This is a genomic window from Acinetobacter venetianus RAG-1 = CIP 110063, from assembly GCF_000368585.1.
GTDB lineage: Bacteria > Pseudomonadota > Gammaproteobacteria > Pseudomonadales > Moraxellaceae > Acinetobacter > Acinetobacter venetianus.
Genome location: NZ_KB849558.1, coordinates 1,023,348 through 1,048,098 on the forward strand (window position 1 = coordinate 1,023,348; position 24,751 = coordinate 1,048,098).

25 protein-coding genes and 2 pseudogenes are annotated in these 24,751 nt (G+C 38.4%); 15 read left to right on the forward strand and 12 right to left on the reverse strand.

The annotated features are described in order from the left end of the window. Positions 1–65: 65 nt before the first annotated feature. Both F959_RS10410 and F959_RS10415 read left to right on the forward strand, forming a co-directional pair. Entirely contained in the window at positions 66–2,519 is a 2,454-nt protein-coding gene (locus F959_RS10410; RefSeq protein WP_004879916.1) for an LPS-assembly protein LptD, read from the forward strand. Continuing rightward, the gene (locus F959_RS10415; RefSeq protein WP_004879919.1) at positions 2,519–3,835 is read left to right on the forward strand and encodes a peptidylprolyl isomerase; all 1,317 of its coding nucleotides are present in this window, start codon (positions 2,519–2,521) and stop codon (positions 3,833–3,835) included. Before F959_RS10410 ends, F959_RS10415 begins: the two co-directional genes overlap by 1 nt. A gap of 91 nt (positions 3,836–3,926) precedes the next feature. Here the strand turns inward: F959_RS10415 and fba are convergent, their stop codons facing one another. From fba to F959_RS10430, 3 genes are all read right to left on the reverse strand, one after another. After that, a complete protein-coding gene (fba, locus tag F959_RS10420; protein WP_004879920.1) occupies positions 3,927–4,964 on the reverse strand; it encodes a class II fructose-bisphosphate aldolase in 1,038 nt (345 codons plus the stop codon). A gap of 204 nt (positions 4,965–5,168) precedes the next feature. Continuing rightward, positions 5,169–6,320: an ATP-dependent RNA helicase RhlB gene (gene rhlB, locus F959_RS10425; protein ID WP_004879923.1), complete on the reverse strand. Its 1,152-nt coding sequence runs from the start codon at positions 6,318–6,320 to the stop codon at positions 5,169–5,171. Positions 6,321–6,421: 101 nt separating this feature from the next. Next, positions 6,422–6,634 carry a cold-shock protein gene (locus tag F959_RS10430; protein WP_000126912.1) on the reverse strand — a complete coding sequence of 71 codons (213 nt, stop codon included), beginning with the start codon at positions 6,632–6,634 and terminating at the stop codon, positions 6,422–6,424. 355 nt (positions 6,635–6,989) lie between these two features. Here F959_RS10430 and F959_RS10435 point away from each other — a divergent pair, with 355 nt between their 5' ends. The 5 genes from F959_RS10435 to F959_RS10455 all read left to right on the forward strand — a co-directional run bounded on the left by F959_RS10435 (position 6,990) and on the right by F959_RS10455 (position 9,720). After that, positions 6,990–7,229, forward strand: coding sequence for a sulfurtransferase TusA family protein (locus tag F959_RS10435; protein ID WP_004879926.1), 240 nt, complete (start codon positions 6,990–6,992; stop codon positions 7,227–7,229). Between the two features lie 131 nt (positions 7,230–7,360). Continuing rightward, the gene (gene rpoH, locus F959_RS10440) at positions 7,361–8,230 is read left to right on the forward strand and encodes an RNA polymerase sigma factor RpoH (RefSeq protein ID WP_004879928.1); all 870 of its coding nucleotides are present in this window, start codon (positions 7,361–7,363) and stop codon (positions 8,228–8,230) included. Between the two features lie 107 nt (positions 8,231–8,337). After that, the gene (locus F959_RS10445; protein ID WP_004879931.1) at positions 8,338–8,703 is read left to right on the forward strand and encodes a DUF423 domain-containing protein; all 366 of its coding nucleotides are present in this window, start codon (positions 8,338–8,340) and stop codon (positions 8,701–8,703) included. Positions 8,704–8,713: 10 nt separating this feature from the next. Next, on the forward strand, positions 8,714–8,911 hold the full coding sequence (gene thiS / locus F959_RS10450; RefSeq protein ID WP_004879934.1) for a sulfur carrier protein ThiS: 198 nt from the start codon (positions 8,714–8,716) through the stop codon (positions 8,909–8,911). 23 nt (positions 8,912–8,934) lie between these two features. Next, positions 8,935–9,720: a thiazole synthase gene (locus tag F959_RS10455; RefSeq protein ID WP_004653899.1), complete on the forward strand. Its 786-nt coding sequence runs from the start codon at positions 8,935–8,937 to the stop codon at positions 9,718–9,720. Between the two features lie 54 nt (positions 9,721–9,774). Here F959_RS10455 and F959_RS10460 read toward each other — a convergent pair whose 3' ends face one another. Genes F959_RS10460 through yaaA form a run of 4 tightly spaced genes read right to left on the reverse strand, consistent with a single transcriptional unit; the run spans position 9,775 to position 11,952 of the window. Further along, positions 9,775–10,230, reverse strand: coding sequence for an NUDIX domain-containing protein (locus F959_RS10460; protein WP_004879935.1), 456 nt, complete (start codon positions 10,228–10,230; stop codon positions 9,775–9,777). A 29-nt stretch (positions 10,231–10,259) separates the two neighbouring features. After that, positions 10,260–10,877, reverse strand: a complete 618-nt coding sequence (locus tag F959_RS10465; protein ID WP_004879937.1) for an HD domain-containing protein — start codon at positions 10,875–10,877, stop codon at positions 10,260–10,262. Between the two features lie 10 nt (positions 10,878–10,887). Beyond that, positions 10,888–11,151, reverse strand: a complete 264-nt coding sequence (locus tag F959_RS10470; RefSeq protein ID WP_004879939.1) for a hypothetical protein — start codon at positions 11,149–11,151, stop codon at positions 10,888–10,890. 18 nt (positions 11,152–11,169) lie between these two features. Continuing rightward, positions 11,170–11,952: a peroxide stress protein YaaA gene (gene yaaA / locus F959_RS10475; protein WP_004879942.1), complete on the reverse strand. Its 783-nt coding sequence runs from the start codon at positions 11,950–11,952 to the stop codon at positions 11,170–11,172. 124 nt (positions 11,953–12,076) lie between these two features. Between yaaA and F959_RS10480 the strand changes: the two genes are divergently transcribed. Together F959_RS10480 and F959_RS10485 are read left to right on the forward strand one after the other, a co-directional pair. Then, positions 12,077–12,706 carry an alpha/beta hydrolase gene (locus F959_RS10480; RefSeq protein WP_004879944.1) on the forward strand — a complete coding sequence of 210 codons (630 nt, stop codon included), beginning with the start codon at positions 12,077–12,079 and terminating at the stop codon, positions 12,704–12,706. 89 nt (positions 12,707–12,795) lie between these two features. Beyond that, on the forward strand, positions 12,796–13,866 hold the full coding sequence (locus tag F959_RS10485) for a DUF2157 domain-containing protein (protein WP_004879945.1): 1,071 nt from the start codon (positions 12,796–12,798) through the stop codon (positions 13,864–13,866). Here the strand turns inward: F959_RS10485 and rtcR are convergent, their stop codons facing one another. Together rtcR and F959_RS10495 are read right to left on the reverse strand one after the other, a co-directional pair. After that, positions 13,867–15,459, reverse strand: coding sequence for an RNA repair transcriptional activator RtcR (gene rtcR / locus F959_RS10490; RefSeq protein WP_004879947.1), 1,593 nt, complete (start codon positions 15,457–15,459; stop codon positions 13,867–13,869). Further along, positions 15,456–15,779: a hypothetical protein gene (locus F959_RS10495; protein ID WP_004879948.1), complete on the reverse strand. Its 324-nt coding sequence runs from the start codon at positions 15,777–15,779 to the stop codon at positions 15,456–15,458. The genes rtcR and F959_RS10495 overlap by 4 nt, the downstream gene beginning before the upstream one ends. Positions 15,780–15,893: 114 nt before the next feature. Between F959_RS10495 and F959_RS17010 the strand changes: the two are divergent. Beyond that, positions 15,894–16,855: pseudogene (locus F959_RS17010) on the forward strand (ribonuclease Z). A 19-nt stretch (positions 16,856–16,874) separates the two neighbouring features. Here the strand turns inward: F959_RS17010 and F959_RS16925 are convergent. Then, positions 16,875–17,165 (reverse strand): hypothetical protein, encoded by a 291-nt coding sequence (locus F959_RS16925; RefSeq protein ID WP_004879955.1) that lies wholly within the window; start codon positions 17,163–17,165, stop codon positions 16,875–16,877. 110 nt (positions 17,166–17,275) lie between these two features. On the opposite strand from F959_RS16925, the gene F959_RS10505 reads away from it, so the two are divergent. The 5 genes from F959_RS10505 to rtcA all read left to right on the forward strand — a co-directional run bounded on the left by F959_RS10505 (position 17,276) and on the right by rtcA (position 21,483). Further along, entirely contained in the window at positions 17,276–17,566 is a 291-nt protein-coding gene (locus F959_RS10505) for a small ribosomal subunit protein bS21 (protein WP_004879956.1), read from the forward strand. Positions 17,567–17,815: 249 nt separating this feature from the next. Beyond that, the gene (locus tag F959_RS10510) at positions 17,816–19,087 is read left to right on the forward strand and encodes an RtcB family protein (protein ID WP_004879957.1); all 1,272 of its coding nucleotides are present in this window, start codon (positions 17,816–17,818) and stop codon (positions 19,085–19,087) included. A gap of 29 nt (positions 19,088–19,116) precedes the next feature. Beyond that, positions 19,117–19,674, forward strand: a complete 558-nt coding sequence (locus F959_RS10515) for a hypothetical protein (RefSeq protein ID WP_004879958.1) — start codon at positions 19,117–19,119, stop codon at positions 19,672–19,674. Between the two features lie 27 nt (positions 19,675–19,701). Then, on the forward strand, positions 19,702–20,160 hold the full coding sequence (locus F959_RS10520) for a DIP1984 family protein (protein ID WP_004806564.1): 459 nt from the start codon (positions 19,702–19,704) through the stop codon (positions 20,158–20,160). Positions 20,161–20,421: 261 nt separating this feature from the next. Next, on the forward strand, positions 20,422–21,483 hold the full coding sequence (gene rtcA / locus F959_RS10525; protein ID WP_004879959.1) for an RNA 3'-terminal phosphate cyclase: 1,062 nt from the start codon (positions 20,422–20,424) through the stop codon (positions 21,481–21,483). 18 nt (positions 21,484–21,501) lie between these two features. Here the strand turns inward: rtcA and F959_RS10530 are convergent, their stop codons facing one another. Both F959_RS10530 and F959_RS10535 read right to left on the reverse strand, forming a co-directional pair. Beyond that, entirely contained in the window at positions 21,502–22,962 is a 1,461-nt protein-coding gene (locus F959_RS10530) for an aminoacyl-histidine dipeptidase (RefSeq protein ID WP_004879961.1), read from the reverse strand. 164 nt (positions 22,963–23,126) lie between these two features. Beyond that, a pseudogene (locus F959_RS10535) lies at positions 23,127–24,557 on the reverse strand (formylglycine-generating enzyme family protein). Positions 24,558–24,751: the final 194 nt, after the last annotated feature.

Here is a 24,751-nt window from a genome sequence, read left to right on the forward strand (position 1 = left end):
TATCAACTTTTTCTCTATGATGCGACAATAATTAATTGTGAATTAGCGTACTGGTTAATGAGACAATGAAACATCAGTTTAAATTTAATCCTTTAGCAACTGCTATTTTGACACTCTTGTGTGGCGGCTCGATTCAATCAAGTTTCGCAGCAACAGATTCGTCTCATGTCTCGACTTTAGACAATGCCCAGCTTAAAGCTAAACTTCAACAAGACCAAGAAAGCTTTCCTGGTCAAAAGTTTTTTCAACAGTATTACGTTGATAAATCTGCACCAGAAGCACAGTTACGTGATAACCGTTACTTAAGCTCTTCTTTCTGCCAAGGAACCTGGGTTACACCGATTAACCCCGAAACCAAAGCTGTTGATGCAAGTAGCACAACCTCTGTCATCACGGCTGACTATGGCCACTACAATCCTGAAGGTGATTCAGTCCTACAAGGCAACGTTATAATCGACCAAGAAGGACGAACCATTCGTGCAGATCAAGTGACGATTGATTCAACTCAAACATATGCAAATGCACAAGGTCGTGTTCAGCTTGCACAATCAGGTTTATTAACGCAAAGTGACCAAATTAACTATAACTTAAAGACCCAAACTGGCGATTTAAACAATAGTTTTTATATTTCTGAACAACAACATGCACATGGCCATGCAAGTCAGATCAAACGTGCGAATGAAAATCTTGTTATTTTAAAAGATGCGAGCTATACGGCTTGCCCACCCGAGCAGAAACCAGCTTGGCGAATTCAAGCTAAAGAAATTGAGTTGAATCAAGATACAGGCCGAGGTGTAACTCGCGGTACAAAGTTATATGTTAAGGATGTTCCAGTTCTCGCTGTACCCTACTTTAACTTCCCGATTGATGATCGCCGCACAACTGGTATTTTAAACCCGAACTTTGGTTATAGTAATGATGGTGGCGCTCAACTCACAGTTCCAGTATATCTAAACCTCGCACCAAACTATGATTTAACGTTAACACCAAGCTACATGAGTAAGCGTGGTGTTAAGTTAGATGCCGAATTTAGATACATGACTGAAAACTTTGGTTCTGGTCGTATTTGGGGTGGTTATTTACCAACAGATAATCAATATGACAACAAAGATCGTGAAGATTTACATTTTCTACATAACTGGAAAATAAATGATCAATGGTCTACAAACCTAGAATACAACCACGCTTCTGATAAAGATTATTTCTCTGACTTTAATACAAGCCCAAATTCAAAAACGGATTTGAACTTACGTCGCGCATGGGAGCTAAATTACCAAAATGGTATTCCTGGGCTTAAGGCACAATTGAAAGTCGAAGACTTCCAAACACTGGATGAAACAATTAAAGATGCAGATAAACCTTATGCGCGTCTTCCACAATTCTTATTAAATTACGTTACTGGTGACCCTCAAGGTCTTCAATATGAATTTAATAATGATACAGCGTACTTCAAGAAATCAATTAATGATGGCTCCGCTTTAGAATCAAGTGGTACACGTATCTACAACCAATTTGCAGTTCGATATAACTACTTAACCCCATCTTGGTTCTATGCGATTCCTGAAGTTTCTGTAAGAAGCATCAACACTTATTATGATCAGGACGCCCAAGTAAATCGTGGATCTGATGATTTACAAAAGTCAGTTGTGGTTCCACAATTTACTTTTGCAACAGGTGTAACATTCGAAAAAGACGGTAAATACTTACAAAGCATTTCACCACGTGCCTTTTACGCATATTCACCTTACAAAAACCAAGAAGATTACCCGAACTTTGACTCAACAACAGCTTCAATTAGTTATGATCAACTCTTCAACCCTTATCGCTTCTACGGACATGACCGCTTAGATGACAATAACTTTTTGTCCTTAGGCGTAACATATAGCCTATTGGACACCGAAGGCTTAGAGCGAATCAAAGCGAGTATTGGACAGAGTTATTATTTTAGTGATAGACGCGTAACACTAAATCAAGAGCCAGATGAATTCGACAAACAACGTCGTACCGGCCCTATTGTAAGCTTATCTAGCCAACTCAACCAAAACTTCACTATTGCTGCGAATTCAGCATGGATGGAGAATGGTGATAATGCTCAACGAGATTTTCAAGCTTACTTTGTAGGTGATAAAGGTAATCTCTATAACCTTGGTTATTTCTACCGTAAAAATATTCCAGATCGCCAAGATGCATACGACCAAGCTGTTGCATCCTTTATACAACCCGTAAAAGATAATTGGCGTATTATGGGTCACGCTCAATATGATTTAGATAATAATTTAATGCGCGAATACTTACTCGGTGTAAATTATGAGTCTTGCTGTTGGGCAGTTTCTGTTTATGGCCGTTCTTACTACAACGACTTGGATGATCCGAATCTTCCTGACGTTCATAGAAAGAAAGCCATCATGGCGGAGTTTACTCTTAAAGGGCTAGGTGCTTTAAACAACAAACTTGCATCTCTGTTAGAAAATAGAGTTTTGGGTTTCAACAAAATTAATCAATCTTGGACACAACGTTAATGAAGATAAAATCTTTTCAACATATCTTTAGAGCCACTGTTCTAGCTGCCCTAATTTCTTCATCAATGCAAAGCTTTGCACAACCTACGGATGAGGTTGTTGCAATTGTTGATAGTAGTGTCATTCTTAAAAGTGATTTAGAACAAGGGATTGCAGAAACAGAACACCAGCTTAAAGCACAAAACAAAACTGTTCCCCCATTACAATATTTGCAAATGCAGGTTCTAGACCAGCTTATTGTTCGTCAAGCTCAGTTAGAGCAAGTAAAACGATATGGCATTAAACCTGATGAGAAAAGTTTAAATGCGGCTGTTCTAAAAGTTGCAAATCAATCAGGTGCAAATAGCCTAGAAGCATTCCAACAAAAATTAGATGCGATTGCGCCAGGTACCTACGAGAGTCTACGCGGCCGCATTGCAGAAGATCTTTCGATTGGTCGTTTACGCCAACAACAAGTAATGTCGCGTATTAAAATTAGCGATCACGATGTTGAAAACTTTTTAAACTCACCTGAAGGTCAAGCTGCACTTGGAACACAAGCACATGTAATTCACATGCGGATTTCAGGTGACAACACTGAAGAAGTTCAAAAAATAGCAAAAGAAGTTAAGCAAGCTTTAGCCAGCAATGATGACCCTAAAGCAATTAGCTCTAAATTTTCTACTTCTACGGTAACTGTTGATGGTGCTGATATGGGCTTCCGCTCATTATCAGAAATACCAACTGAACTATCTGCACGAATTGCGCCATTGAAAGTTGGTCAAACCACTGAACTTATTAATGTTCGTGATGGTGTACATGTTTTAAAATTACTTGATCGCAAACAAAATGATCAAAAAGCGCTTGTGCCTCAATATCTAACACGTCATATCCTGATTCAGCCATCAGAAGTTGTTAGCCTTGATCGTGCTAAACAAATGATCGACAGCTTATATAATCGTGCTAAAGCTGGTGAAGATTTTGGCACTCTAGCTGCAACATATTCAAACGACACTGGCTCTGCACGTGATGGCGGTAGCTTAGGATGGGTAAGCCCAGGCACCATGGTTCCTGAATTTGAACAAGTTATGAAAGACACACCTGTTGGTCAAGTCAGCAAACCATTCCAAACACAGTTTGGATGGCACATTCTGCAAGTGAGCGATACGCGTCAACAAGACATGACCAAAGAAGTTCAAGAACGTATGGCTCGTCAAATTCTTGGTGAACGTCAGTTTGATACCGAGGTTGATAGCTGGATGCGTGAACTTCGTGCAAATGCCTATGTTGAAATCAAAGATGTGAGCTTAGACTCCAAAGCTCAACAAAATAAATAACAGAAATAAGCCAGCAATTTGCTGGCTTATTCATCTCACCTCTAAGAATAAAAATAGCGGCAATTGCCGCTATTTTTGCATTACAAAATGATTATTTGTAACGATCAACCATTTTCTCTAAAGAGATTGGGCGAATCTTATCTGCATTACCAGCCGTACCAAATGCTTCGTAACGAGCAACACAGATATCTTTCATTGCTTCAACTGTTTCACCAAAGAATTTACGTGGATCAAATTCACTTGGTTTTTCAGACATCATACGGCGCATTGCACCTGTAGATGCCAAACGTAAATCAGTGTCAATATTAATCTTACGCACACCGTGTTTAATCGCTTCTACAAGCTGATCTACAGGCACACCGTAAGTTTCTTTAATATCGCCACCATATTGGTTAATAATCGCTAACCATTCTTGTGGTACAGAGCTTGAACCATGCATTACAAGATGCGTATTTGGCAATGCGGCGTGAATTTCTTTAATACGATCAATTGCCAAGATATCGCCTGTAGGTGGACGAGTAAACTTGTACGCACCATGAGATGTTCCCACAGCAATCGCTAAAGCATCAACATTTGTATCAGCAACGAACTGAGTTGCTTCTTCTACAGAAGTTAACAACTGAGAGTGATCTAGCACACCTTCTGCACCAACACCATCTTCTTCGCCAGCCATACCAGTCTCAAGACTACCCAAGCAACCGATCTCACCTTCAACTGAAACACCACATGCATGCGCCATAGCAACAACACGACGTGTTACATCAACATTGTAGTCATATGAAGTTGGTGTTTTACCATCAGCACCTAATGAACCATCCATCATCACTGAGCTGAAACCTAATTGGATAGAACGCTGGCACACATCAGGACTTGTGCCATGATCTTGGTGCATTACCACTGGAATATGTGGCCATTCTTCAATTGCAGCTAGAATAAGATGACGTAAGAAAGGTGCACCCGCATATTTACGCGCACCTGCTGATGCTTGCACGATTACAGGTGAATTAGTTGCATCTGCTGCGAGCATGATTGCGCGCATTTGTTCTAAGTTGTTTACGTTAAACGCTGGTACGCCGTAGTTATGTTCTGCAGCGTGATCCAAGAGCTGGCGCATTGAGATGAGTGCCATAATATCCTCCCAGGTAATGCGCCATATTCTACATGTTGATTTATTTCAATTCAGCAACTAATCACAGTAAATCAAAAAAAATCCTCAATCTTTTGTGTAATTTGAGTACTAAATTGTATTTAAAAATAAAAAAGATCAAATCACAGCATGATTTGATCTTTTTATAAATGTTTTTATTAAGTCAAATGATAGATTTTGTTTAACTTAACAATAACCTTCTAAACGTGTTAGAGGTAATTTCTTACCAATCGCCTTTTCAATCTCTGGCAAATAAAATGCATCATCTTCTGACAAGAAGCTGATACTCACACCTTGTGCACCTGCACGACCAGTACGGCCAATACGATGTACATAATCATCAGACTGTTCAGGCAAAGTAAAATTAATGACGTGCGATACACCATCAACATGAATACCACGACCCGCAACATCAGTTGCAATCATAATATTATTTTTACCCTGCTTAAATTGATCGAGCATTTTTAGGCGCTTGTCTTGCGCAATTTCACCTGACAACATACCAACTTTATAACCATCACGTTTCAAATGATCATAAAGACGACGTACTTGATCACGACGATTCGCAAAAATCATCACCTTATCAATCGGCTCATCTTTCAAAATTTCTTGTAGTAGTTTGTATTTATCTTTATTTTCTACAACATACACACGCTGCTCAACATCGTTATTAGTTTTCTGTTCAGGCTCAATTTCCACCGTCACAGGCTCAAATAACCATTGACGCGCAAGATTCAAAACATCATAGCTAAATGTTGCTGAGAACATTAAAGTTTGACGTTGCTCTTTAAATGGCGAATAACGAACGATTCGTTTTACTGACGGAATAAAACCCATATCAAGCAATCGGTCAGCTTCATCAATCACCAAAAATTCAATTCGATCCAACCAAACTTCTTTTTGCTCAACGAAATCAATTAGACGCCCCGGTGTCGCCACTATAATGTCAACAAAGTTACGATCTAACATTTTCTTTTGTTTATCAAAATCTACACCACCTAACAATGTTACGAGATGTAAGTCTGAAAATTTGGTTAATGCTTTTGCATCACTTTCAATTTGTAGTGCCAATTCACGGGTTGGCGCTAAAATTAAAGCACGCGGCTCTCCACGGAAGCGCTGATCTTGAACTGGGTTATTCAATAAATCATTGATCACACTAATTAAAAAGGCTGCAGTTTTACCTGTACCTGTTTGTGCTCGACCAATAGCATCATGCCCTGCTAATGTATATTTTAAAACCTTTTGTTGAATCGGGGTCATTTTCGTAAAACCCAAAGCATCGATTGCTTTCTTCAACTGCGGATGTAAATTTAAGGTTTCAAAACCAGATGTCATATATGCTCTCGAACCATCAATGACCAAAAGAAAGTGGCTATTATAAACAAAAACGCCCCAAATAACATTGGAGCGTTTTTATATTGCGTTAAGGCAACAAATTAGTCTAAAGGCTGAACGTTTTCAGCTTGGAAACCTTTTTGTCCTTGAACTACGCTGAATTCAACGCGTTGGCCGTCACGTAATGAACGGTGACCATCACCAACGATTGCACGGAAATGAACAAATACGTCATCACCACCATTACGCTGAATAAAACCAAAGCCTTTAGTGTCGTTAAACCACTTTACTACGCCTTGTTCACGAGCTGTCATAAGTCAATCCTCAGATATTGAAAGATAAGGACCTTCCGGTGTTGCAAACAGCAGAGCCAACAAGGTTTTAAAATTTTTTATAATTTTAAAGCTTGTAATCATTCTGTAAAACTATCAACAATTTCCGGTTACATCCATTTGTTATAGGGTTTATTACAATAAATTATATCAAACACATCCTAAAACGCATCGAGCTTAACATGGGTTTATGACAATTAATAGATTTATTTAGACTATTTCAAATATTTCTATCTGTTTTTTTCAATAATTTAGCTGTTTTTCTGCTGTAATTTTCCACTCTAAAATTACAAAAAAGTTTGTTAAGATAATTTGCAATTAAGCTTCACGAATTATTATGTCAGATACATCTCATTCACCTGAAATCATTGATGCAATGGGACAACCATGCCCTATGCCATTATTGATGCTGAAACGTGCTTTGAAAAAAGCTAATGCACCTAGACAATATTTATTGAAATCATCTGATCCACATAGTGAAATTGATGTAACACGATATTGCCAAATTCAGCAACTTCAATGCCAGCCTCAAAAAATTTCAGAGAATGAATTTCACTATTTAATTGAATCTATGTGATTCTTTGCTAAACTCTTGGTAAAGACTAGATAGATAAATTTACATTTCTATACTCAAATTTCCTTAGTGATGAAGAACATTCACATTAAGATGAAATTGTTGACTTAAATACCATCCTATAAGGAGAATCCATGACTACTGACAGCAGCAATCAATTGATGCCCCTGTCATTGTCTGCGCCAGGTGTAAATCTCGGTGCATATATCAGTACTGTCAATCAAATTCCAATTTTAACTGCCGAGCAAGAAAAAGAGCTTGCTGAACGTTATTATTATGATCAAGACTTAGATGCTGCCAAATTATTGGTAATGTCTCATTTACGCTTTGTTGTACATATTGCACGTAGTTATGCGGGTTACGGCCTACCTCAAGGCGATTTAATTCAAGAAGGCAACCTTGGCTTAATGAAAGCCGTTAAACGCTTCGATCCAAATATGGGTGTGCGCTTAGTTTCTTTTGCGGTTCACTGGATTAAAGCTGAAATTCATGAATATGTGATTCGTAACTGGCGTATTGTCAAAATTGCAACCACTAAAGCGCAACGTAAATTATTCTTTAACTTACGCAGTCTTAAAAAATCAAGCAAACGCCTAACGCTGGAAGAAGCTCAAGCGATTGCTAATGATTTGAATGTGACTCCAGAACAAGTACTTGAGATGGAGGGTCGTCTAACTGCTTATGATGCTGCTTTTGAAGCTCAAGGCGATGACAATGACGATACCCCACATACTGCTCCAGCTTTGTATTTGGAAGATAATCGTTACGATCCTGCGCGTTTAGTTGAAGAAGAAGATTACGAAGCACAAAGCACATCTGCTTTGCATGAGGCCATGGATCAGCTTGATGATCGTTCACGTAATATTTTACAACGCCGCTGGTTAGATGATGACAAATCAACCCTGCATGAACTTGCTGCTGAATATAACGTTTCTGCTGAACGTATTCGCCAACTTGAAAAAAATGCAATGGAAAAAATCAAAACTGCGATGTCTGCAAGTTAAAATCAAGACAAACATAAGGGCGACAACGCCCTTTTGTTTTATCAAGCTTTGTTAAAAGCTTCGAATATGTTAACTTTGTTCATCAATTTTCAAGTTCCATTTTCATTATGTGGATAGCAATTTCTGCGCTTAATCTTGCACTTGCAGTTATGTTAGGTGCTTTTGGTGCTCATGGACTTAAATCTTTTGCTACACCTGAGCAGCTTGCTTGGTGGAGTACAGCAACACAGTATTTTTTCTATCACGCAATTGGTTTACTTATTTTAAGCGTGTTAAAAAACACCTCTCCTAGTTTCCCCATAAAAATCTCTTTTATTTTGATCCAAATTGGCATCATCTTTTTCTGTGGTTCGTTATACATTATGGCACTTGGCCTACCTAGAATCTTAGGTGCAATTACGCCAATTGGTGGTGCATTTATGATTGCTGGATGGGTAATGCTTGCATGGCAGGCAATCAAGCATGCGAAATAAGGATTGATTCATGCACATCTATTTAAATGGTGAGTCAACAGACACGCCTTGCGAAAACCTTCAGCAACTCATTCAAGCACTAGCATTAGAAGGCAAACGCTTTGCTGTAGAAAAGAACCAACAAATTATCCCGAAAAGTAGACTAGAGCAAACTGCAATTGCTCCTGAAGATCGTATTGAAATTATTCAAGCTGTTGGTGGCGGCTAATCGGCTAAAAATGGAGTAAGCCCATGCAAGATTCCCCTTTAATTGTTGGTTCACGAACTTTTCAATCACGTTTGTTGGTTGGAACAGGTAAATATAAAGATTTAAATGAAACAGATTTAGCGATTCAAGCCAGTGGTGCAGAAATTGTCACCGTTGCGATTCGTCGTGTGAATATCGGACAACATGCCGATCAGCCGAATCTGCTTTCAGTGATTCCACCAGAGAAATACACCATTCTGCCAAATACTGCTGGCTGTTTTGATGCAGATAGCGCGATTCGTACCTGTATGCTGGCTCGTGAGCTACTTGATGGTCACAATCTGGTAAAACTGGAAGTACTCGGTGATGAAAAAACCTTGTACCCGAATGTCACTGCAACACTGAAAGCCGCGCAGACCCTGATTGATGATGGTTTTGAAATCATGGTCTACACCTCGGATGATCCGATTGTTGCTCAAGAACTTGAAAGCATGGGTTGTGTTGCGATCATGCCTTTGGGCAGTTTGATTGGTTCTGGTCTTGGTATTTTGAATCCACATACCATTTCTATCATCAAAGAAAATGCCAAAGTTCCTGTATTGGTGGATGCAGGTGTTGGTACTGCCAGTGACGCTGCCATAGCAATGGAGCTCGGTTGTGACGGCGTATTAATGAACACGGCGATTGCTGCGGCTCAAAATCCAATTTTGATGGCTTCTGCAATGAAAAAAGCTGTTGAAGCAGGTCGTGAAGCATTCTTGGCGGGTCGTATGCCGCGTAAGCGTATGGCCAATGCCAGCTCGCCTGAAACGGGTTATTTCTTTAAGTAAGAAAAGAAATACTAAAGGGAGCTTTTTAGCTCCCTTTTTAATGCGATGATGATTTTATCTTGATTCGAGATTAACAAGATGAACAACATGATCACTTGATCGTAAAGCAAGATCACTTAAAACATCTGGCTTTAGCAGTTTGATCTCACTCTTTGGCATCCATGAAATCACTTGAGCAGCACTAGAGTCATCAACATAACTAGCTTTTGTTTGGATCTGACCTTTATAAATATAAAGAAATTCATGGAAATGTTTATCTACGATAGGATCATAGAAAAAGTTTTCAACAATCGCGAAAAGCACAGGGGAATTAAAATCTTCCCCAGTTTCCTCCAATACTTCTCGCTGAACCCCTTCTAAAGTAGTTTCTGAAAACTTTAATCGACCACCCACTAAAGAAATACTTCCATCAGGAAATGTAGAAACCAAAATCTGATCTTCATATTCTATCCAAGCAGCCACACGGATATTAAGCTTCCCCTCAGCTATCTCTAATGTTAAATCTTTCACTTATCACTCAAAGGCTTCGTTTTAATCATTTATTCTATTATATTTTTTAAATTCCCTTTCGCCCTTTGCTCAAAATTCTTTTGAAAATATTGCGTTTGATACAGCGGTTCAGCCTGATAAAAATGAGCTAAAACTTGTTTTCTTTTAATCGAATAAACATCTGGATCTACCCAAGCATACTCCTGTTGAATTTGCTGTTCATATTCATCGAAACGCTCTGGTGAAGCAGCTAGAATCGCCAAATCAATATCCAATAAAAACTGTAAATCTAGCTCATCTGTTACCTCATGCCATTGGGTTGCAATAATCCATCGCTTTATCTTCTGAATGATATCGATTGATAAATCTTGAGCCAGATACTGCTCGAACAGTTCAGCACTTTTTAACTCATTATCTTTGGCTTGCGGATCATAAACTACATCATGGAACCAGAGTGCCAATGCAACAGCATGTGCATCATTTAAATCAGCTCGAATCGAGTCAACTAGAACCAGACATTCATATAAATGCTGAATTGTATGGTAAGCGCGATGCTTTTCACTATAAGCAACTATTAATTTATTAAAAACTTTTCTCGGTTCAGAAAATTGATAATGTCGATCTAAATCGAACCATGAGTTTTCTAGGATCGCTAAATATTGTTGCATGATAGCCCCATCACTGAATTTCTTTATTCAACCACTTCGCTAAAGTTTCTGCTTGTTTTCGATCGAGAAATAATTGATAAAGCTTACAGGAACCAAACTCATGTTTAAGTTCCTGTTGACGTACTGGGTGATTTCCAAAACGAAAACGTCTTGTTCCATCAGCATCTAAAGGTAAGGCATAAACACCATAACTACGTGGTTCAGTCAGATGCCCTTTGATAGTGACTTGATCTGATGAGATTGCATGTTTTAATAAATGTTCTTTAGTTAACATCTCACCTTTCCCCTTTTTTTAAGATGCGTGTTGCTCATCCCTTTTAAATACCAATTCTTTATTTGAAGAACTTTCGGCATCAAAGTAATAACCTTCACTATCAAACGCTTTTAATTGTTCTGCTTGATTCAATTGGTTTTCAATCAAATATCTTGCCATTAAGCCACGCGCTTTTTTCGCATAGAAACTAATGACTTTATATTTTCCATTTTTTTGATCTAAGAATACAGGTTTAATAATTTCTGCCTGAATTTTCTTTTCATTCACAGATTTATAATATTCGTCAGAAGCTAAATTTACCAATACTTTTGCATCAATTTCAGCCAAATCTTGGTTAATTTGATCCGTGATCATATTTCCCCAAAATTCATATAAATTATGACCTCGTGCATTTTTTAGTTTTGTACCCATTTCTAAACGATACGGCATCATCAAATCCAACGGACGCAACAAACCATAAAGACCAGACAACATGCGTAAATGCTGTTGGGCAAAATCAATGTCTTGATCTTTTAAATGATATGCATCTAAACCTGTATACACATCACCTTTAAATGCAAACAAAGCTTGGCGTGCATTGGAAAAATCAAAATCCGCATTCCAGTCACGAAAACGATCAACATTTAAGTTGGCAATTTTCTCACTTACACTCATCAAAGCGGCGATTTCGGTTGCAGATAACTTACGACATACATCTATCAATTGTTGTGATTGTTCTAATAAACGAGGCTGTGTGTATGTGTCTGTCGGTAAAGCAGTTTCATAATCTAGTGTTTTCGCTGGAGAAATTAAAGCAAGCATATTCAATCAATATCAATTTATCTTAGTGAAACTATAACAGTTGATAATTTTTAATGCCAATTCGTGTTTTCATTGATCATTATCGGTAAAATAGTGGATTCTTCCATTATTCATTATTTATCTTATGTCTGAGCAAATCTTCATCCAAGGTCCTGTTGGTCAAATCGAAATGTTTGTAGATCAACCCAAAGGTGAAATTACTGGCTTTGCTGTCGTCTGCCACCCTCATCCTTTACAAGGTGGAACACCTCACCACAAAGTTCCCGTCCTATTGGCTCAGATATTTAATGAAATGGGCTGCGTTGTTTATCGCCCTAGTTTTCGCGGTCTATCAGGTAGTGAAGGCACGCATGACCAAGGACACGGCGAAACTGATGATATTATGACTGTCATTGAATACGCACGTTCAAAGCATGCAGGCTTAACATTCTACGCAGGTGGTTTCAGCTTTGGTTCTCATGTGTTAGCGAAATGCCAAGCCCAGTTGAGTGAAGACTTACGCCCAAAACAAATAATTCTATGTGGATTACCAACAGGTTCAGTCGTAGACCTACGTCACTATAAAACGCCAGCAATTGACGGAGATATTCTATTTGTTCATGGTGAACAAGATGATATTACGTTGCTTTCAGACATGATCGCTTGGGCAAAACCACAAAAGCATCCAATTACTATTCTGCCAGGTGCTAACCACTTCTTTACGGGTTATTTAAAGCAATTAAGACAAGTTATTTCTCGCTTTTTAAAACTGTAGAATTAACAACAAATTATTAAAAAAAGTATACTTGTTTTGAATCCGATGTCTGTTATATCAGTAAAGATGAATAGGCATTAGGGTTCTATATGAAGTTAAATAAAAAACAGGGACTTTTTTTAAAGCAAACCATTGAGTATTGGCAACAACAAGGTACGATCACCCCTGATGTTGCAAAGGATTTACAAAATAGCTTTTCTGTTCGCTCCTTTGATTGGGAACGGCTAGCTAAATATTCTTTTTGGATTTCAATGATCTGTGCAGTCATAGCAATTGCTGCAATCACTGCCGATAAATTCTTATTAGATTTGATTGCGAGAATATTCGTTGACTCAAAGATCATCCCATGTCTGATTTTTGCTGGCGTGGCAACTGGTTTTTATGCTTTTGCCTATCGTCGACGCAAAACAAAACCATTACATCAATTTAGTAATGAGGCCATTATTTTTGCTGGCGTAATTTCCACTGCAGCTTCTGTTGCTTATTTTGGACAAGCAATCGACACGGGCAGCGGGCATTTTTCTTTATTATTTTTACTCTCCACTGTCATTTATGCTGCACTCGCATTTTGGTTTCCATCCAAACTCATTTGGGTCTTTTCACTTCTCTCCTTAGGTTCATGGTTCGGTGCAGAGACAGGCTATATGTCAGGTTGGGGCGCATACTATCTAGGCATGAATTTTCCTTTACGCTTCGTCATGTTCGGCATAGTACTGATTGGCTTGAGTTTACTGTTTAAACGATATACTTACTTTAAAAACTTTGCACACTCAACTTACGTGATGGGATTACTGTATTTATTTATTGCATTATGGATTCTGTCGATCTTTGGAAATTATGGCGACTTGAATAGTTGGTACAGTGTTAAACAATATGAACTCTTACACTGGGGCATCTTATTTGGTTTTATTGCAATTATTGCAATCGTATATGGTTTAAAACATGATGATGCAACATCTCGTGGCTTTGGTATTACCTTTTTATTTCTAAATCTTTATACCAAATATTTTGAGTTTTTCTGGAATGGAATGCATAAAGCAATTTTCTTTATTGTGCTCGCAGCCTCGTTCTGGTGGATTGGTCGACATGCTGAAAAACTATGGAATTTAGAGTTTCTATCGAGCCAATCTAAGAACAAAAGAAATCATCCTGTTGAATAACTATTGAAAATCACTCCAATTTAAACCAAACCGAGCCAAATACTTTTTGACTCGGTCACTATCATTGGTGGTATTACGTTGCTGGCGTGAAACAGCAAACAGTTGACGTCCAGCATCTGCCATCGACTTGGAATTTTCACAGACTTGAAGCACTCCTCGTAGTTGAATTTGATCAAATTCATCAATCTCGCTCAACTGCGTTTGATCTAAATATTTGAGTAAAATATCTTTATTAGATTGATGTTGTGTGGTTTGAAGCGACCACAACTGCTTTAAACGCTGAATCTCTTTTTCCACCGTTTCTGAGCGGATTAACTCGCCGCTGGATAATGTCGCCAATCTTGTCACACTAGCGGTTAAATCACGGAAATTTCCCTGCCACGATGCCTCTCTTGATTTAGCAAATTTTAAATACACATCGAGTGCATCACGTTGAAAACGTAATTGTCTTTGATGGTTCACAGCAAAGCGTTGTAATTCAAACTCAACATTTGGAGCAATATCTTCAATTCGATCTTTTAGGTTCGGCAAAAAGAAAGTCCATGTGTTTAGTCTAGCCCATAAATCCTCACGAAAACGACCTGCTTGCACTTCTGCTCTCAGGTCTTTATTCGTTCCTGCAATCAATTGAAAATCGGCCTGAACCTCTTTGTCACTTCCGACAGGAAAAAAGGATTTATCCTCAAGCGCTTTAAGCAACATCGCCTGTTCATCTAGTCCAAGCTCACCAATTTCATCCAAAAACAAGATACCTTGATCGGCACTTTTCAATAATCCTGTCCGTGAAGCTGCTGCCCCTGTAAACGCACCTTTGATATGACCAAATAGGCTCGACATAGCACTATCACCACGCAACGTCGCACAGTTCACATCAACAAAACGCCCACTTAAATGAAACTTATCTTTCTTTAATTGAAAGATTTGTTTGGCTAGATGGGATTTACCTACACCTGTTGCGCCCATAATCAAAATCGGCGCGCTGGAACGTGTCGCAACCAACTCAACTTCTGTGATCAGCTCATTAAACTCATGGTTATAGGTTGAAATATTGGCTTTCAATTGTTGCCAGTTTTGTTGCTGTTCATCTTCAAAACGCTGTTTAAGAACATCATAGCGAGACAAATCAAGATCAATGATGCGATATTCACCTTCGGGTGTTTTTTGTTGATTTGGCGCACTTTGAATTAGTTTGGCAGGTAAATAATTGGCATCAACTAAGAGATACCAACAGATTTGAGCAACATGCGTGCCTGTGGTGATATGCAAAAGATAGTTATTTTTTTCGGTATCAAATGAATAACTTTTCACAAAGTCATATAGCGCACCATAAACCTCAGCAAAATCCCAAGGATCTCGGATACTTACTCGCTGACCCGACACCGTAGTAGACGGTGACACGCTCTGAGCATCTTGAGCAATAAATTTGACTAAATTATGATGCTGTCGATCATGTATTAGTACCAGTTCATCCACGATCAGATCTTCATGCATTAGAAGACTCAACGTTGGACGCCAACGCTGCCAACGATCGGGACGTTTCCCTTGATCCAAAGTAGAACCAACAAAACCAATTACAACGTTTTTTTTATTCATTTAAATCTATCATGTTGAATATTTAAAATAGCTTGATATTTCCCTGATTCAGGAAGAAAAGCCTTAAACTGATTATTTCCAATACCTATCCATAATCGCCCACATTGCGTACATTCATACATATCTGCAGAATATCTTATAAACCTATCTATAATCTGCTCAGAAAATGTCTCTTTATGATTTAAAGAAGTATTCATCGTGTCATCGACTGCATCATAAAAATCAAATAAATCAACATCAGTAATAAAAGAAGCTTTGTATGGAATTTGATCTGTCTGATCAACAATCACATGACCACATACACATCCTAGTTTACTCATTCGAGGCTATGCCCTTAAATCTTTTTATTGATCTTATGATCTTTGCACATCATTTTCTATAAAATTTTATAGTTTCATATACAATGACCTTTTCATTAAAAAAATTCCAACAAGATGCTTCATTTTACTTTTTTAGGCTCATCTTCAGGTACACCCACACTGACACGCAACGTCTCAGCTTTAGCGATCCGTAATAGCAAGAATAAAGATTGGATATTAGTTGATGCTGGTGAAGGCACACAGCATCGCATTCAACAGGCTAAACTCTCATTACAAAACCTAGTTGCGATCTGCATTACTCATGTTCACGGCGATCACTGTTATGAATTAGTTGGTTTATTGGCGAGTGCAGGTATGAATGCACGTACCGCATCTTTAACCATTATCGCCCCCAAAGAAATTCAACAATGGATGAAATCACAGCCCAGCTGACCGATCTGTATTTACCCTACCCGCTTAATTTCATTGATGTAAATGAGGCAACTCAAATACAGCAAATAACTGATGAACTTTCGATTCATTCCCATCGACTCAGTCATCGCGTACCCAGTTTTGCATTTAGTATTATTGTGCAATACACTCAGAAGAAGTTAGATACATAAGCTTTAATTCAACTCGGCGTAGCAAAAGGCAAAGCTTGGGGCAATTTACAACAAGGTTTAGATATTGAGTTTAATCAGCAAACATTAAAAGCGGCTGATTTTATTCAAACTCTCAGAAATCGTGTTCACGCCATTGTCGGTGGTGACAATGATCAACCAGAGCTACTCGCCCAAGCATGCCAGACAGCGCAATTACTCATCCATGAAGCCACATACACACAAGCAGTTTTAGATAAAGTTGGGTCAGTCCCAATGCATAGTTCCGCAAAAATCGTTGCAGAATTTGCTCAAAAAAAAGGTCTAATTAATCTGATCCTGACACACTTTAGCCCACGCCATCAAGACTGTGCTGGACAGCAAGCGATTGCTGATGAAGTCCATCAATATTATCAAGGCAATTTCTATTTAGCTGATGATTTTGATCAATTTACGTTAGATGCGACAAGACAACTAAGTAAAGTAAATCCAAAATAAATGAGATACGGCATTTTAATTAAGGGATGTCTGGAGATAAAAAGTCAAACAGACCTCGTAACAAGCGAAATGGTAAAGTGATGATCCAGTAAATAATCTCTACAGGAAAATCAATTAAATCTAGCCAATTCCAACCATTATCTCGATGGCGATGGCTTTCTCGTTTTGGTTTTACCCAATAAGCAAGCAGAAAACAGACCAAACTTATCGCTAGAAATATAAGATTAAAATCGTCTACTAAAAAATTTATAAGACAAAATATCCCAGTAATAAATAAAAGAATCGAGAGTAAATAACGCAAAATACTCATAGGAATTGGCAATTTATTTCTATTTTGCTATGGTTATAGCATGTCTTTGTACAAAGACCTATACAGCTCTTTTTCTTAAAAGACAGGTGTCAGTCTAAAAAACGCAAAGCATGTCCATTACAGTCTATCTTCAAGACAATCAAGACATTGATCAAGCCTTATATTTACTCAATCAAAAGCATTACCACCTACAAGCTACTCGTTGGTATAAAAAAAGATATGGCTATTTTGAAAAACCATCGACCTTAAATCGTAAACGAAAGAAAATGAAAGCAATTCTAAGCTATCGAAATCACAGCTTATCCCTCCTAACGCACATTTCGACCAAGAATACTTTGTGGTTAAAAATTGAAAAAGAACAACAATTCGCTCGAACTGGTAAAAATGCGGCGGGTTATTAAATAGAATTTAAGATAAATACATATATTTTTTTATATCTTATTTATTAAAACTTTCATTATCAAAATGAATAATTCTGTTTAAATATTAAATTTTATTAATAAATATCAATAGATTAAATTAAAATCTCCATATTCTTAAAAAAGTTGGCACACTCACTGCAATAATATAATCATACAACATCATTGGGATATTGTGAATATCACCTGCCTGCAAACGCTTGGCAGGCAGGCTTTGAAAGGAAAATGAAAATGTCTGTCGTTGAACAAATCAACCAACAAGCTCAATTTGAACAAGAACAGCAACAACGTGCTTATCAGGTTCTTCAAAATGAAAAAAGTATGCCGATCAAAATGTGGACCAACGGAGTACTTGTTGATGACAACTCAAAACAACAATTACTACAAACCGCGCAAATGCCTTTTATTTATAAATGGATGGCTGTTATGCCTGATGTTCATTTTGGTTTAGGTGCAACAATCGGAAGTGTGATTCCAACTAAAGGTGCAATTATCCCTGCTGCGGTCGGTGTCGATATCGGATGTGGAATGATGGCCACACGTACTAGCTTAACCGCATCGGATTTACCTGATAATTTACATGCTTTACGAACCGAACTTGAACGTTTGATTCCACATGGAATGACCAAAGGCCGTGGACGAGATCGAGGTTCTTGGGAAAATCCACCTGAAATGGTAGATCAAGCTTGGGCTAATTTAGTCTCAGATTTTGAATTGATTTGTGCCAAGCACCCTCGCTTAAAAAATACAAACAACCGAAAGCAGTTGGGAACTTTAGGAACAGGAAATCACTTTGTGGAAATCTGTTTGGATGAACATGATCATGTTTGGATTATGTTGCACTCAGGTTCACGTGGTGTGGGTAATGCCATCGGTAATCATTTTATTGAGCTAGCACGTAAAGATATGCAGAAACACTTTATTAACTTACCCAATAAAGATTTAGCATATTTAGTTGAAGGAACAGATCATTTTGATGATTACTGGTTTGCTGTCGGTTGGGCACAACGCTTTGCCATGAAAAACCGTGAAATTATGATGCAAGCCGCGATCAAAGCTTTAGCAACAATTATTCCAAAACCATTTAATGCCAAGCTTGAAGCAGTGAATTGCCATCATAATTATGTGGAAAAGGAAGAGCATTACGGCGAAGAAGTGATGGTCACTCGTAAAGGTGCTGTCAGCGCCAAACTTGGACAATATGGAATTATTCCTGGTTCAATGGGTGCTAAGTCATTTATTGTTCGTGGGCTTGGAAATCAGGAATCGTTCTGTTCATGTTCGCATGGCGCAGGTCGTGTAATGAGCCGTGCTGAAGCAAAACGACGCTTTACCGTAGAAGATCAAATTGCGCAGACTGAAGGAGTTGAATGCCGTAAAGATGTTGCTGTGATTGATGAGATTCCGTCGGCTTATAAACCGATTGAAGATGTCATGAAAGCACAACAGGATTTGGTTGAAGTGGTGTATACCTTACGACAAGTGGTGTGTGTTAAGGGCTAAATACCTGAGCACAACCAGAAGGTGCATATATGTTTGTCCAATTAGATCATTTGAAGACCAAAGAGTTACAATCTGATCTTGATGCCATACAAGCCGTATTTGAAGTTTTTTTGTTTGATGTCATACATCAAACGGAATCTTCGAATACGCTGGCTATTCATCAACAGATGCTATTGAATTGTGACAGTTTAGCGTTGGAAAAAACGTTAGACTTGAACTCACTGGCCATAGAGCAACTAGATCGCAGCCTTATAAATCTTGATCGTTTGGACAGACCCGATTTATTTTCTGGACATAATTGGTTTTTGATCTTATTAGACGCAATCATTGATCCACCATATGGAACAACCCTTGCCCCGTCTCATCGGGCAGCATTCTTCCGAGCATTCTTGCAGCTATGCCTTTTTACGGAGAAAGACTGTGAAATATATGATTGGGTTGGCTACCCAGGTAGTGGTCGGGAAGAAAGTTCTGAATGGAATGATTATTTTGAACCTGGCCGAGAATGGTGGGGTAATTGGTGCTTAACCATCTATTCACCAGAGCAAAATAAAGGCTGCTTGCTACTTGCCAGCTCAACAGATTAAAGAATAAATTTTTTAGGAAAATAAAAGATGAAACTCGCAGAAGCACTTTTACTGCGAAGCGATCAACAAAAAAAGCTCGCTTCATTAAAACAACGGATCAATGCAAATGTATTGGTACAAGATGGTGATGAACCAAGCGAAGATCCAAATGAACTTATTAAACAGGTATTTGCTTTAACCCAAGAAAGCAATCAATTGATTTGTCGTATTCATTTGACCAATGCGCAAGCCAAGTTGGAAGATGGAAAAATTCTGCTGTCCCTATTAAGCTTGCGTGATAGTTATGCTGAACAGCATAAGATTCTCGTTGATGCGATCGCCAATACCCATCGTGAGCCTGATCGTTACAGCTCACGTGAGATCAAATGGAAGAAGGTTATCCCTGTTTCTAGCTTGCAAAAACAAGCCGATGATATCAGCGCGAAACTACGCGATTTAAATATCAAAATTCAGGCTGCCAATTGGCAGATTGATTTAGTTGAATAGACATCAAAAGATTTTGTGAAATCATTTCACAATACCAGTTTGGACATACTGGGCGAGTACAAGATCCTGCATTACTCCGATCTGAGGGATTGAAAATAATTCAGGCGGCTATGGCAGCATGTGAGCCGTGCATCAATTTTCACTGATTAGGCTCAGCACCATGTACCTAGTAAACCTTTGCCAAAAGCAAAGTCACGCGTTACTTCGCATTACCATGTACTGACAGTATGTTCATTAAATTAGAAAATAAGGAAAATAGAAGTGAATAAAGCTTTGGCAAATATGCCAGCGACCATCCAGATTGATGGTTCACAAGGTGAAGGTGGTGGACAAATTTTAAGAACTGCCCTTGCCCTTTCGATGATTACGGGTCAGGCATTTGAATTAATCAATATTCGTGCTGGGCGTAAAAAATCAGGTTTAATGCGTCAGCATTTAGTCTGTGTACAGGCATCTCAACACATCAGCCAAGCTTATGTAGAAGGTGCTGAACTACATAGCCAGCGTTTATACTTTGCACCACAGCATGTACAAAGTGGAAAATACCAATTCCAGATTGGTTCGGCAGGAAGCACAACACTGGTTTTGCAAACCCTCTTACCAGCTTTATTATTACAAGATGGAGCCAGTGAACTCACAATCACAGGCGGTACTCATAATCCGCTTGCACCGACAGCTGATTTTATCGAGCATTGCTTTTTGCCTACGCTCACAAAGATCGGAATAGAAACCGAATTTAAGTTAAATAAAGCAGGCTTCTTTCCGATTGGTGCTGGTGAAATTCAAATCAAGATTCAGCCTTGGCAACATCGAAACAAGCTAAATTTATTAGATCGTGGCGCTTTACAAGGCACGGAGGCTTTTGCAGCCGTCTTGAATCTTTCAGAAGAAGCACAAATTGCACAACGGGAATTAGCGACTTTAAACAAAAGACTTAAACTAGATACACAACAGCTATTTCACTTGAATGGCATTAGCCAAGGTAATACGGTGTATGTCAAAGTTGAACATCAGCAACATATTCAGCTATTTACTGCTTTAGGCGAAATGCGCAAAAGTGCAGAACAAATTGCCAATCGTTTGGCTGAACAGGTGAAGCAATATATTGCTTCTCAAGCTGCGGTAGATGAGTATTTAACCGATCAGTTGTTACTACCTTTAGCATTGGGACAAGGCGGTGAATTTACCGCACAATGTATTAGTGAACACACCCATACTCAGGCCTCTATGATTGAAAAATTTATTGATTGTGAAATTGAGTTTATCGAACTAAACAAAAACCTGTTTCAGGTCACTGTTAAGGTAAAAGAAGCTCATTCATGAGCTTCTTTTATTGAGAGCTTATTTAATCGATTCCAAAGCTGTCACCAACAACGCCCAGCATTTCTCTACGGTATCCACTTTAACCCGCTCACCCGGCGCATGCGCCCCTTGAATATCAGGGCCAAACGACACCATCTGTAAATTCGGATAATGTTCAGCGATAATGCCACACTCCAAACCAGCATGAATCACTTTCAAGTTTGGCTCGATCTTAAATGCAGATTGATAAGCTTGCTGCAAACATTTCAATGCAGCCGAATCTGGGTTTGGTGTCCAACCCGATACCAACGGCGTTAATTCAGATTGAATCTGGAAATTTGCAAAGTGTTGTTGAATATTTTTTGCAAATGTCACTGCTTCTTGGTTCACCATCGAACGAACCATAATTAAAGTTTTCGCTTCATCTTTAGTCAGTTTGACCACACCAATATTATTCGAAGTCTCAACCACATCGGGTAAAGTGCTACTCCATTGAGCAATGCCATATGGACAAATTGTCAATGCTTTTAACCAAGCTTGTTGCTGATGCAAGGTGACCACTTCATTTATCTGATTGGTATTTTGCTGTGCGGTGATTTGTAACTGCTCATCAACCCCATTTAATTTTTGTTGCCATTCAGCTTGTATCACAGCAACGGCATTTTCTAGCTCTGGTAATTGCTCTGCTTTAATTGCAATAGTTGCCAAAGCTTCACGTGGGATGGCATTTCGTGCCGACCCACCGACAAATACAACCAGTCTACCATTTGAAAGCGCCAAATAATCATTCAGGAAATTGGCTAAAATCACATTGGCATTACCACGACCTAAATGAATATCAACCCCAGAATGACCACCTTTTAATCCAGATACCAACAAATCAACATAAATCAAATTTTCAGGTGCTATTTCATATTCGAGTGGCTGTCCCACTTCAAGGTCAATACTTCCCGCGCAACCAAGATATAGTTCGCCCCATTCTTCGGTATCAATATTGAAAAGCCATTGCCCTGTTAAAACACCCGACTCAAGCAAACGAGCGCCGCTCATTCCTGCTTCTTCATCAATGGTAAGCAATACTTCAATTGGACCATGTGCAATATCATTTGATTCTAATACCGCTAGCGCCAATGCGACACCAATGCCATTATCTGCACCCAAAGTGGTATTTTCAGCAATTAGCCAGCCATCTTTTAAGACAGGTTGAATAGGATCTTTAAAAAAATCATGTTGCGTACCGCGATTTTCCTGAGTCACCATATCTAAGTGCCCTTGCAAAACCACACCTGTAACTTGTTCTTTACCTGCTGTGGCGGCTTTCCGAATAATCAAATTACCAATGTCATCGACATAAGTTTCCAAATTGCGCTGTTCCGCCCAAGCTTTTAGATACTGTCTTAATTGTTGTTCATGCTTTGATGGTCGAGGAATCGTGCATAGTGTTTCAAAATGCTGCCAAACCACTTGGGGAGATAATTTAGAAAAATCAAACTGCATCATACAGTTATACTCTCGAACTAATTCATACAATACATTTGAGTATACTTAGATCATTTAAAAATAAATATTCCATCAACGTAAGTTTATTCAAATTTCAGGTGAAAACTTACGCTGATTTTTATTAATAAAGGATCAGTAATTCCTATAGAATTAAAGACGCTAAACTAAATTTCACGAACTAAACGAAATCCCCACATGATCGAACGCGCTTGTGATGTTACATAAGCATTTCGATAAGCGGTTCGAGCATTATAGGTGTTGTATATCCATGCACCTCCACGCAATACAGGGAAATTACACTGTCCGTTATTTTCTTCACCCCAAATACGGTTATTTACAGGTGCATTTTCATAATTTGAGTGCCAACAATCATCCACCCACTCCCGTGCATTAGCTGTCATATCATATAAACCAAAGTTATTTGGTAGAAACTTTCCAACAGGCGAAGTAAATGCATAACCATCGGTGCAATTGAATAAGTTCCAAGAGCTCGTTTGTGGCAATGCGGACACTGTAGTTGGATCTAGCACATTCGCATATTTGCAAGCTTGGTCTAGATTCAAATCATCCCCCCAATAAAAGGCAGTCGAAGTTCCTGCACGAGCTGCATACTCCCATTCAACCTCTGTTGGTAAGCGGTAGGTTTGTCCTGTTTTTTTGGATAACCATTCGGCAAAAGCTCTCCCATCTTCACGACGTACACACACGACTGGATCTTGTGGTGTTTGGTTCATACCAGCGTTAGTCGGATTTAAATCATCTCGATACCACATATTAAAAACACCATCACGTGACTCCCAATTGCGACAACCTTGTACCTCCCATCCTGTTTCTTTTTGAAAAGCCTGAAACTCGGCAATAGTAGTTTCATATGTAGACATAGCAAATGGCTTCTCGACTATCACTGCATGCTGAGGTAATTCATACGGTCGCGATTGGGCAGGCACATTTTGTTGTTCTTGTTCTTCTATATTTCCCCCCATCAAAAAACTTCCAGAAGGAATAACTGTCATTTCTGGACAAAAACTATCTGAGCAATCTTTGAATTTGGATTTTGCTGAAGTTGCTTCAGTAATGTTTGTATTTGTTAAAGATGCTAATTTAATTTCAGGATTCATATTTGGCGGGTTATTTATTTGATGAATCAATAAATTTATAGTCCCTTGCCATTCACTTAACATTTCTCTTAACATCGCAGGCCTTTCAATACTCACCCCTGTTCCGTCATAATCTGGAGCATTACATCTAGCTCTTAATGTAGTTGACTCATCAGTGAGCTGAGTCAATTTTGGAATAATCTGCTGATCCAAGAACATACTTAAATTATTTGTATCATTAAGCTTTGCTCTTAACTCCAAAGCCGATTTTTCAGCAATGTTCGCATCATTTATCACTTTAGAATAAACACTATCACATTGATTTTCTTGCTATACTAAATTTTGACTTAAATTCTGTAGGGATAAAATTGTTTCATCTATTAGCTTTTGGTTAGAAGAGTTGCTTGTCGTATTTTTATCATCGCTATTACATGCCGCAAGTAAGGAAATGAATAATACACTAAAGCCTTTTAGATAATTCGTGCGTATAAAGGTCATATGAATTCTCTTAAAAAGTATTATGAAGAAAAGGAGAAGGTTGAGTAATTCTTTGTTAAAAAGCATTTTTAAATTAATAGAAAAAATAGATCAAAATTCAAACATTATTATTATTTTAATTGTTAACTTTTATTAAATAATGTCACTACAAAAATAAATATTTCTTATTAATATTTAATAAAAAAGTGGATCAA

Excerpts from the sequence above, each read along its gene's own strand:
- thiS (WP_004879934.1), top strand. The coding sequence starts at position 8,714 with ATGCACATCTATTTAAATGGTGAGTCAACAGACACGCCTTGCGAAAAC.
- rhlB (WP_004879923.1), bottom strand. The coding sequence starts at position 6,320 with ATGACATCTGGTTTTGAAACCTTAAATTTACATCCGCAGTTGAAGAAA.
- fba (WP_004879920.1), bottom strand. The coding sequence starts at position 4,964 with ATGGCACTCATCTCAATGCGCCAGCTCTTGGATCACGCTGCAGAACAT.
- F959_RS10520 (WP_004806564.1), top strand. The coding sequence starts at position 19,702 with ATGAAACTCGCAGAAGCACTTTTACTGCGAAGCGATCAACAAAAAAAG.
- F959_RS10470 (WP_004879939.1), bottom strand. The coding sequence starts at position 11,151 with ATGTTAACTAAAGAACATTTATTAAAACATGCAATCTCATCAGATCAA.
- F959_RS10415 (WP_004879919.1), top strand. The coding sequence starts at position 2,519 with ATGAAGATAAAATCTTTTCAACATATCTTTAGAGCCACTGTTCTAGCT.
- F959_RS10530 (WP_004879961.1), bottom strand. The coding sequence starts at position 22,962 with ATGATGCAGTTTGATTTTTCTAAATTATCTCCCCAAGTGGTTTGGCAG.
- F959_RS10505 (WP_004879956.1), top strand. The coding sequence starts at position 17,276 with ATGTCCATTACAGTCTATCTTCAAGACAATCAAGACATTGATCAAGCC.
- F959_RS10510 (WP_004879957.1), top strand. The coding sequence starts at position 17,816 with ATGTCTGTCGTTGAACAAATCAACCAACAAGCTCAATTTGAACAAGAA.
- F959_RS16925 (WP_004879955.1), bottom strand. The coding sequence starts at position 17,165 with ATGAGTATTTTGCGTTATTTACTCTCGATTCTTTTATTTATTACTGGG.
- F959_RS10430 (WP_000126912.1), bottom strand. The coding sequence starts at position 6,634 with ATGACAGCTCGTGAACAAGGCGTAGTAAAGTGGTTTAACGACACTAAA.
- F959_RS10465 (WP_004879937.1), bottom strand. The coding sequence starts at position 10,877 with ATGCAACAATATTTAGCGATCCTAGAAAACTCATGGTTCGATTTAGAT.
- F959_RS10515 (WP_004879958.1), top strand. The coding sequence starts at position 19,117 with ATGTTTGTCCAATTAGATCATTTGAAGACCAAAGAGTTACAATCTGAT.
- F959_RS10485 (WP_004879945.1), top strand. The coding sequence starts at position 12,796 with ATGAAGTTAAATAAAAAACAGGGACTTTTTTTAAAGCAAACCATTGAG.
- F959_RS10410 (WP_004879916.1), top strand. The coding sequence starts at position 66 with ATGAAACATCAGTTTAAATTTAATCCTTTAGCAACTGCTATTTTGACA.
- F959_RS10455 (WP_004653899.1), top strand. The coding sequence starts at position 8,935 with ATGCAAGATTCCCCTTTAATTGTTGGTTCACGAACTTTTCAATCACGT.
- F959_RS10445 (WP_004879931.1), top strand. The coding sequence starts at position 8,338 with ATGTGGATAGCAATTTCTGCGCTTAATCTTGCACTTGCAGTTATGTTA.
- yaaA (WP_004879942.1), bottom strand. The coding sequence starts at position 11,952 with ATGCTTGCTTTAATTTCTCCAGCGAAAACACTAGATTATGAAACTGCT.
- F959_RS10495 (WP_004879948.1), bottom strand. The coding sequence starts at position 15,779 with ATGAGTAAACTAGGATGTGTATGTGGTCATGTGATTGTTGATCAGACA.
- rpoH (WP_004879928.1), top strand. The coding sequence starts at position 7,361 with ATGACTACTGACAGCAGCAATCAATTGATGCCCCTGTCATTGTCTGCG.
- F959_RS10435 (WP_004879926.1), top strand. The coding sequence starts at position 6,990 with ATGTCAGATACATCTCATTCACCTGAAATCATTGATGCAATGGGACAA.
- rtcR (WP_004879947.1), bottom strand. The coding sequence starts at position 15,459 with ATGAATAAAAAAAACGTTGTAATTGGTTTTGTTGGTTCTACTTTGGAT.
- F959_RS10480 (WP_004879944.1), top strand. The coding sequence starts at position 12,077 with ATGTCTGAGCAAATCTTCATCCAAGGTCCTGTTGGTCAAATCGAAATG.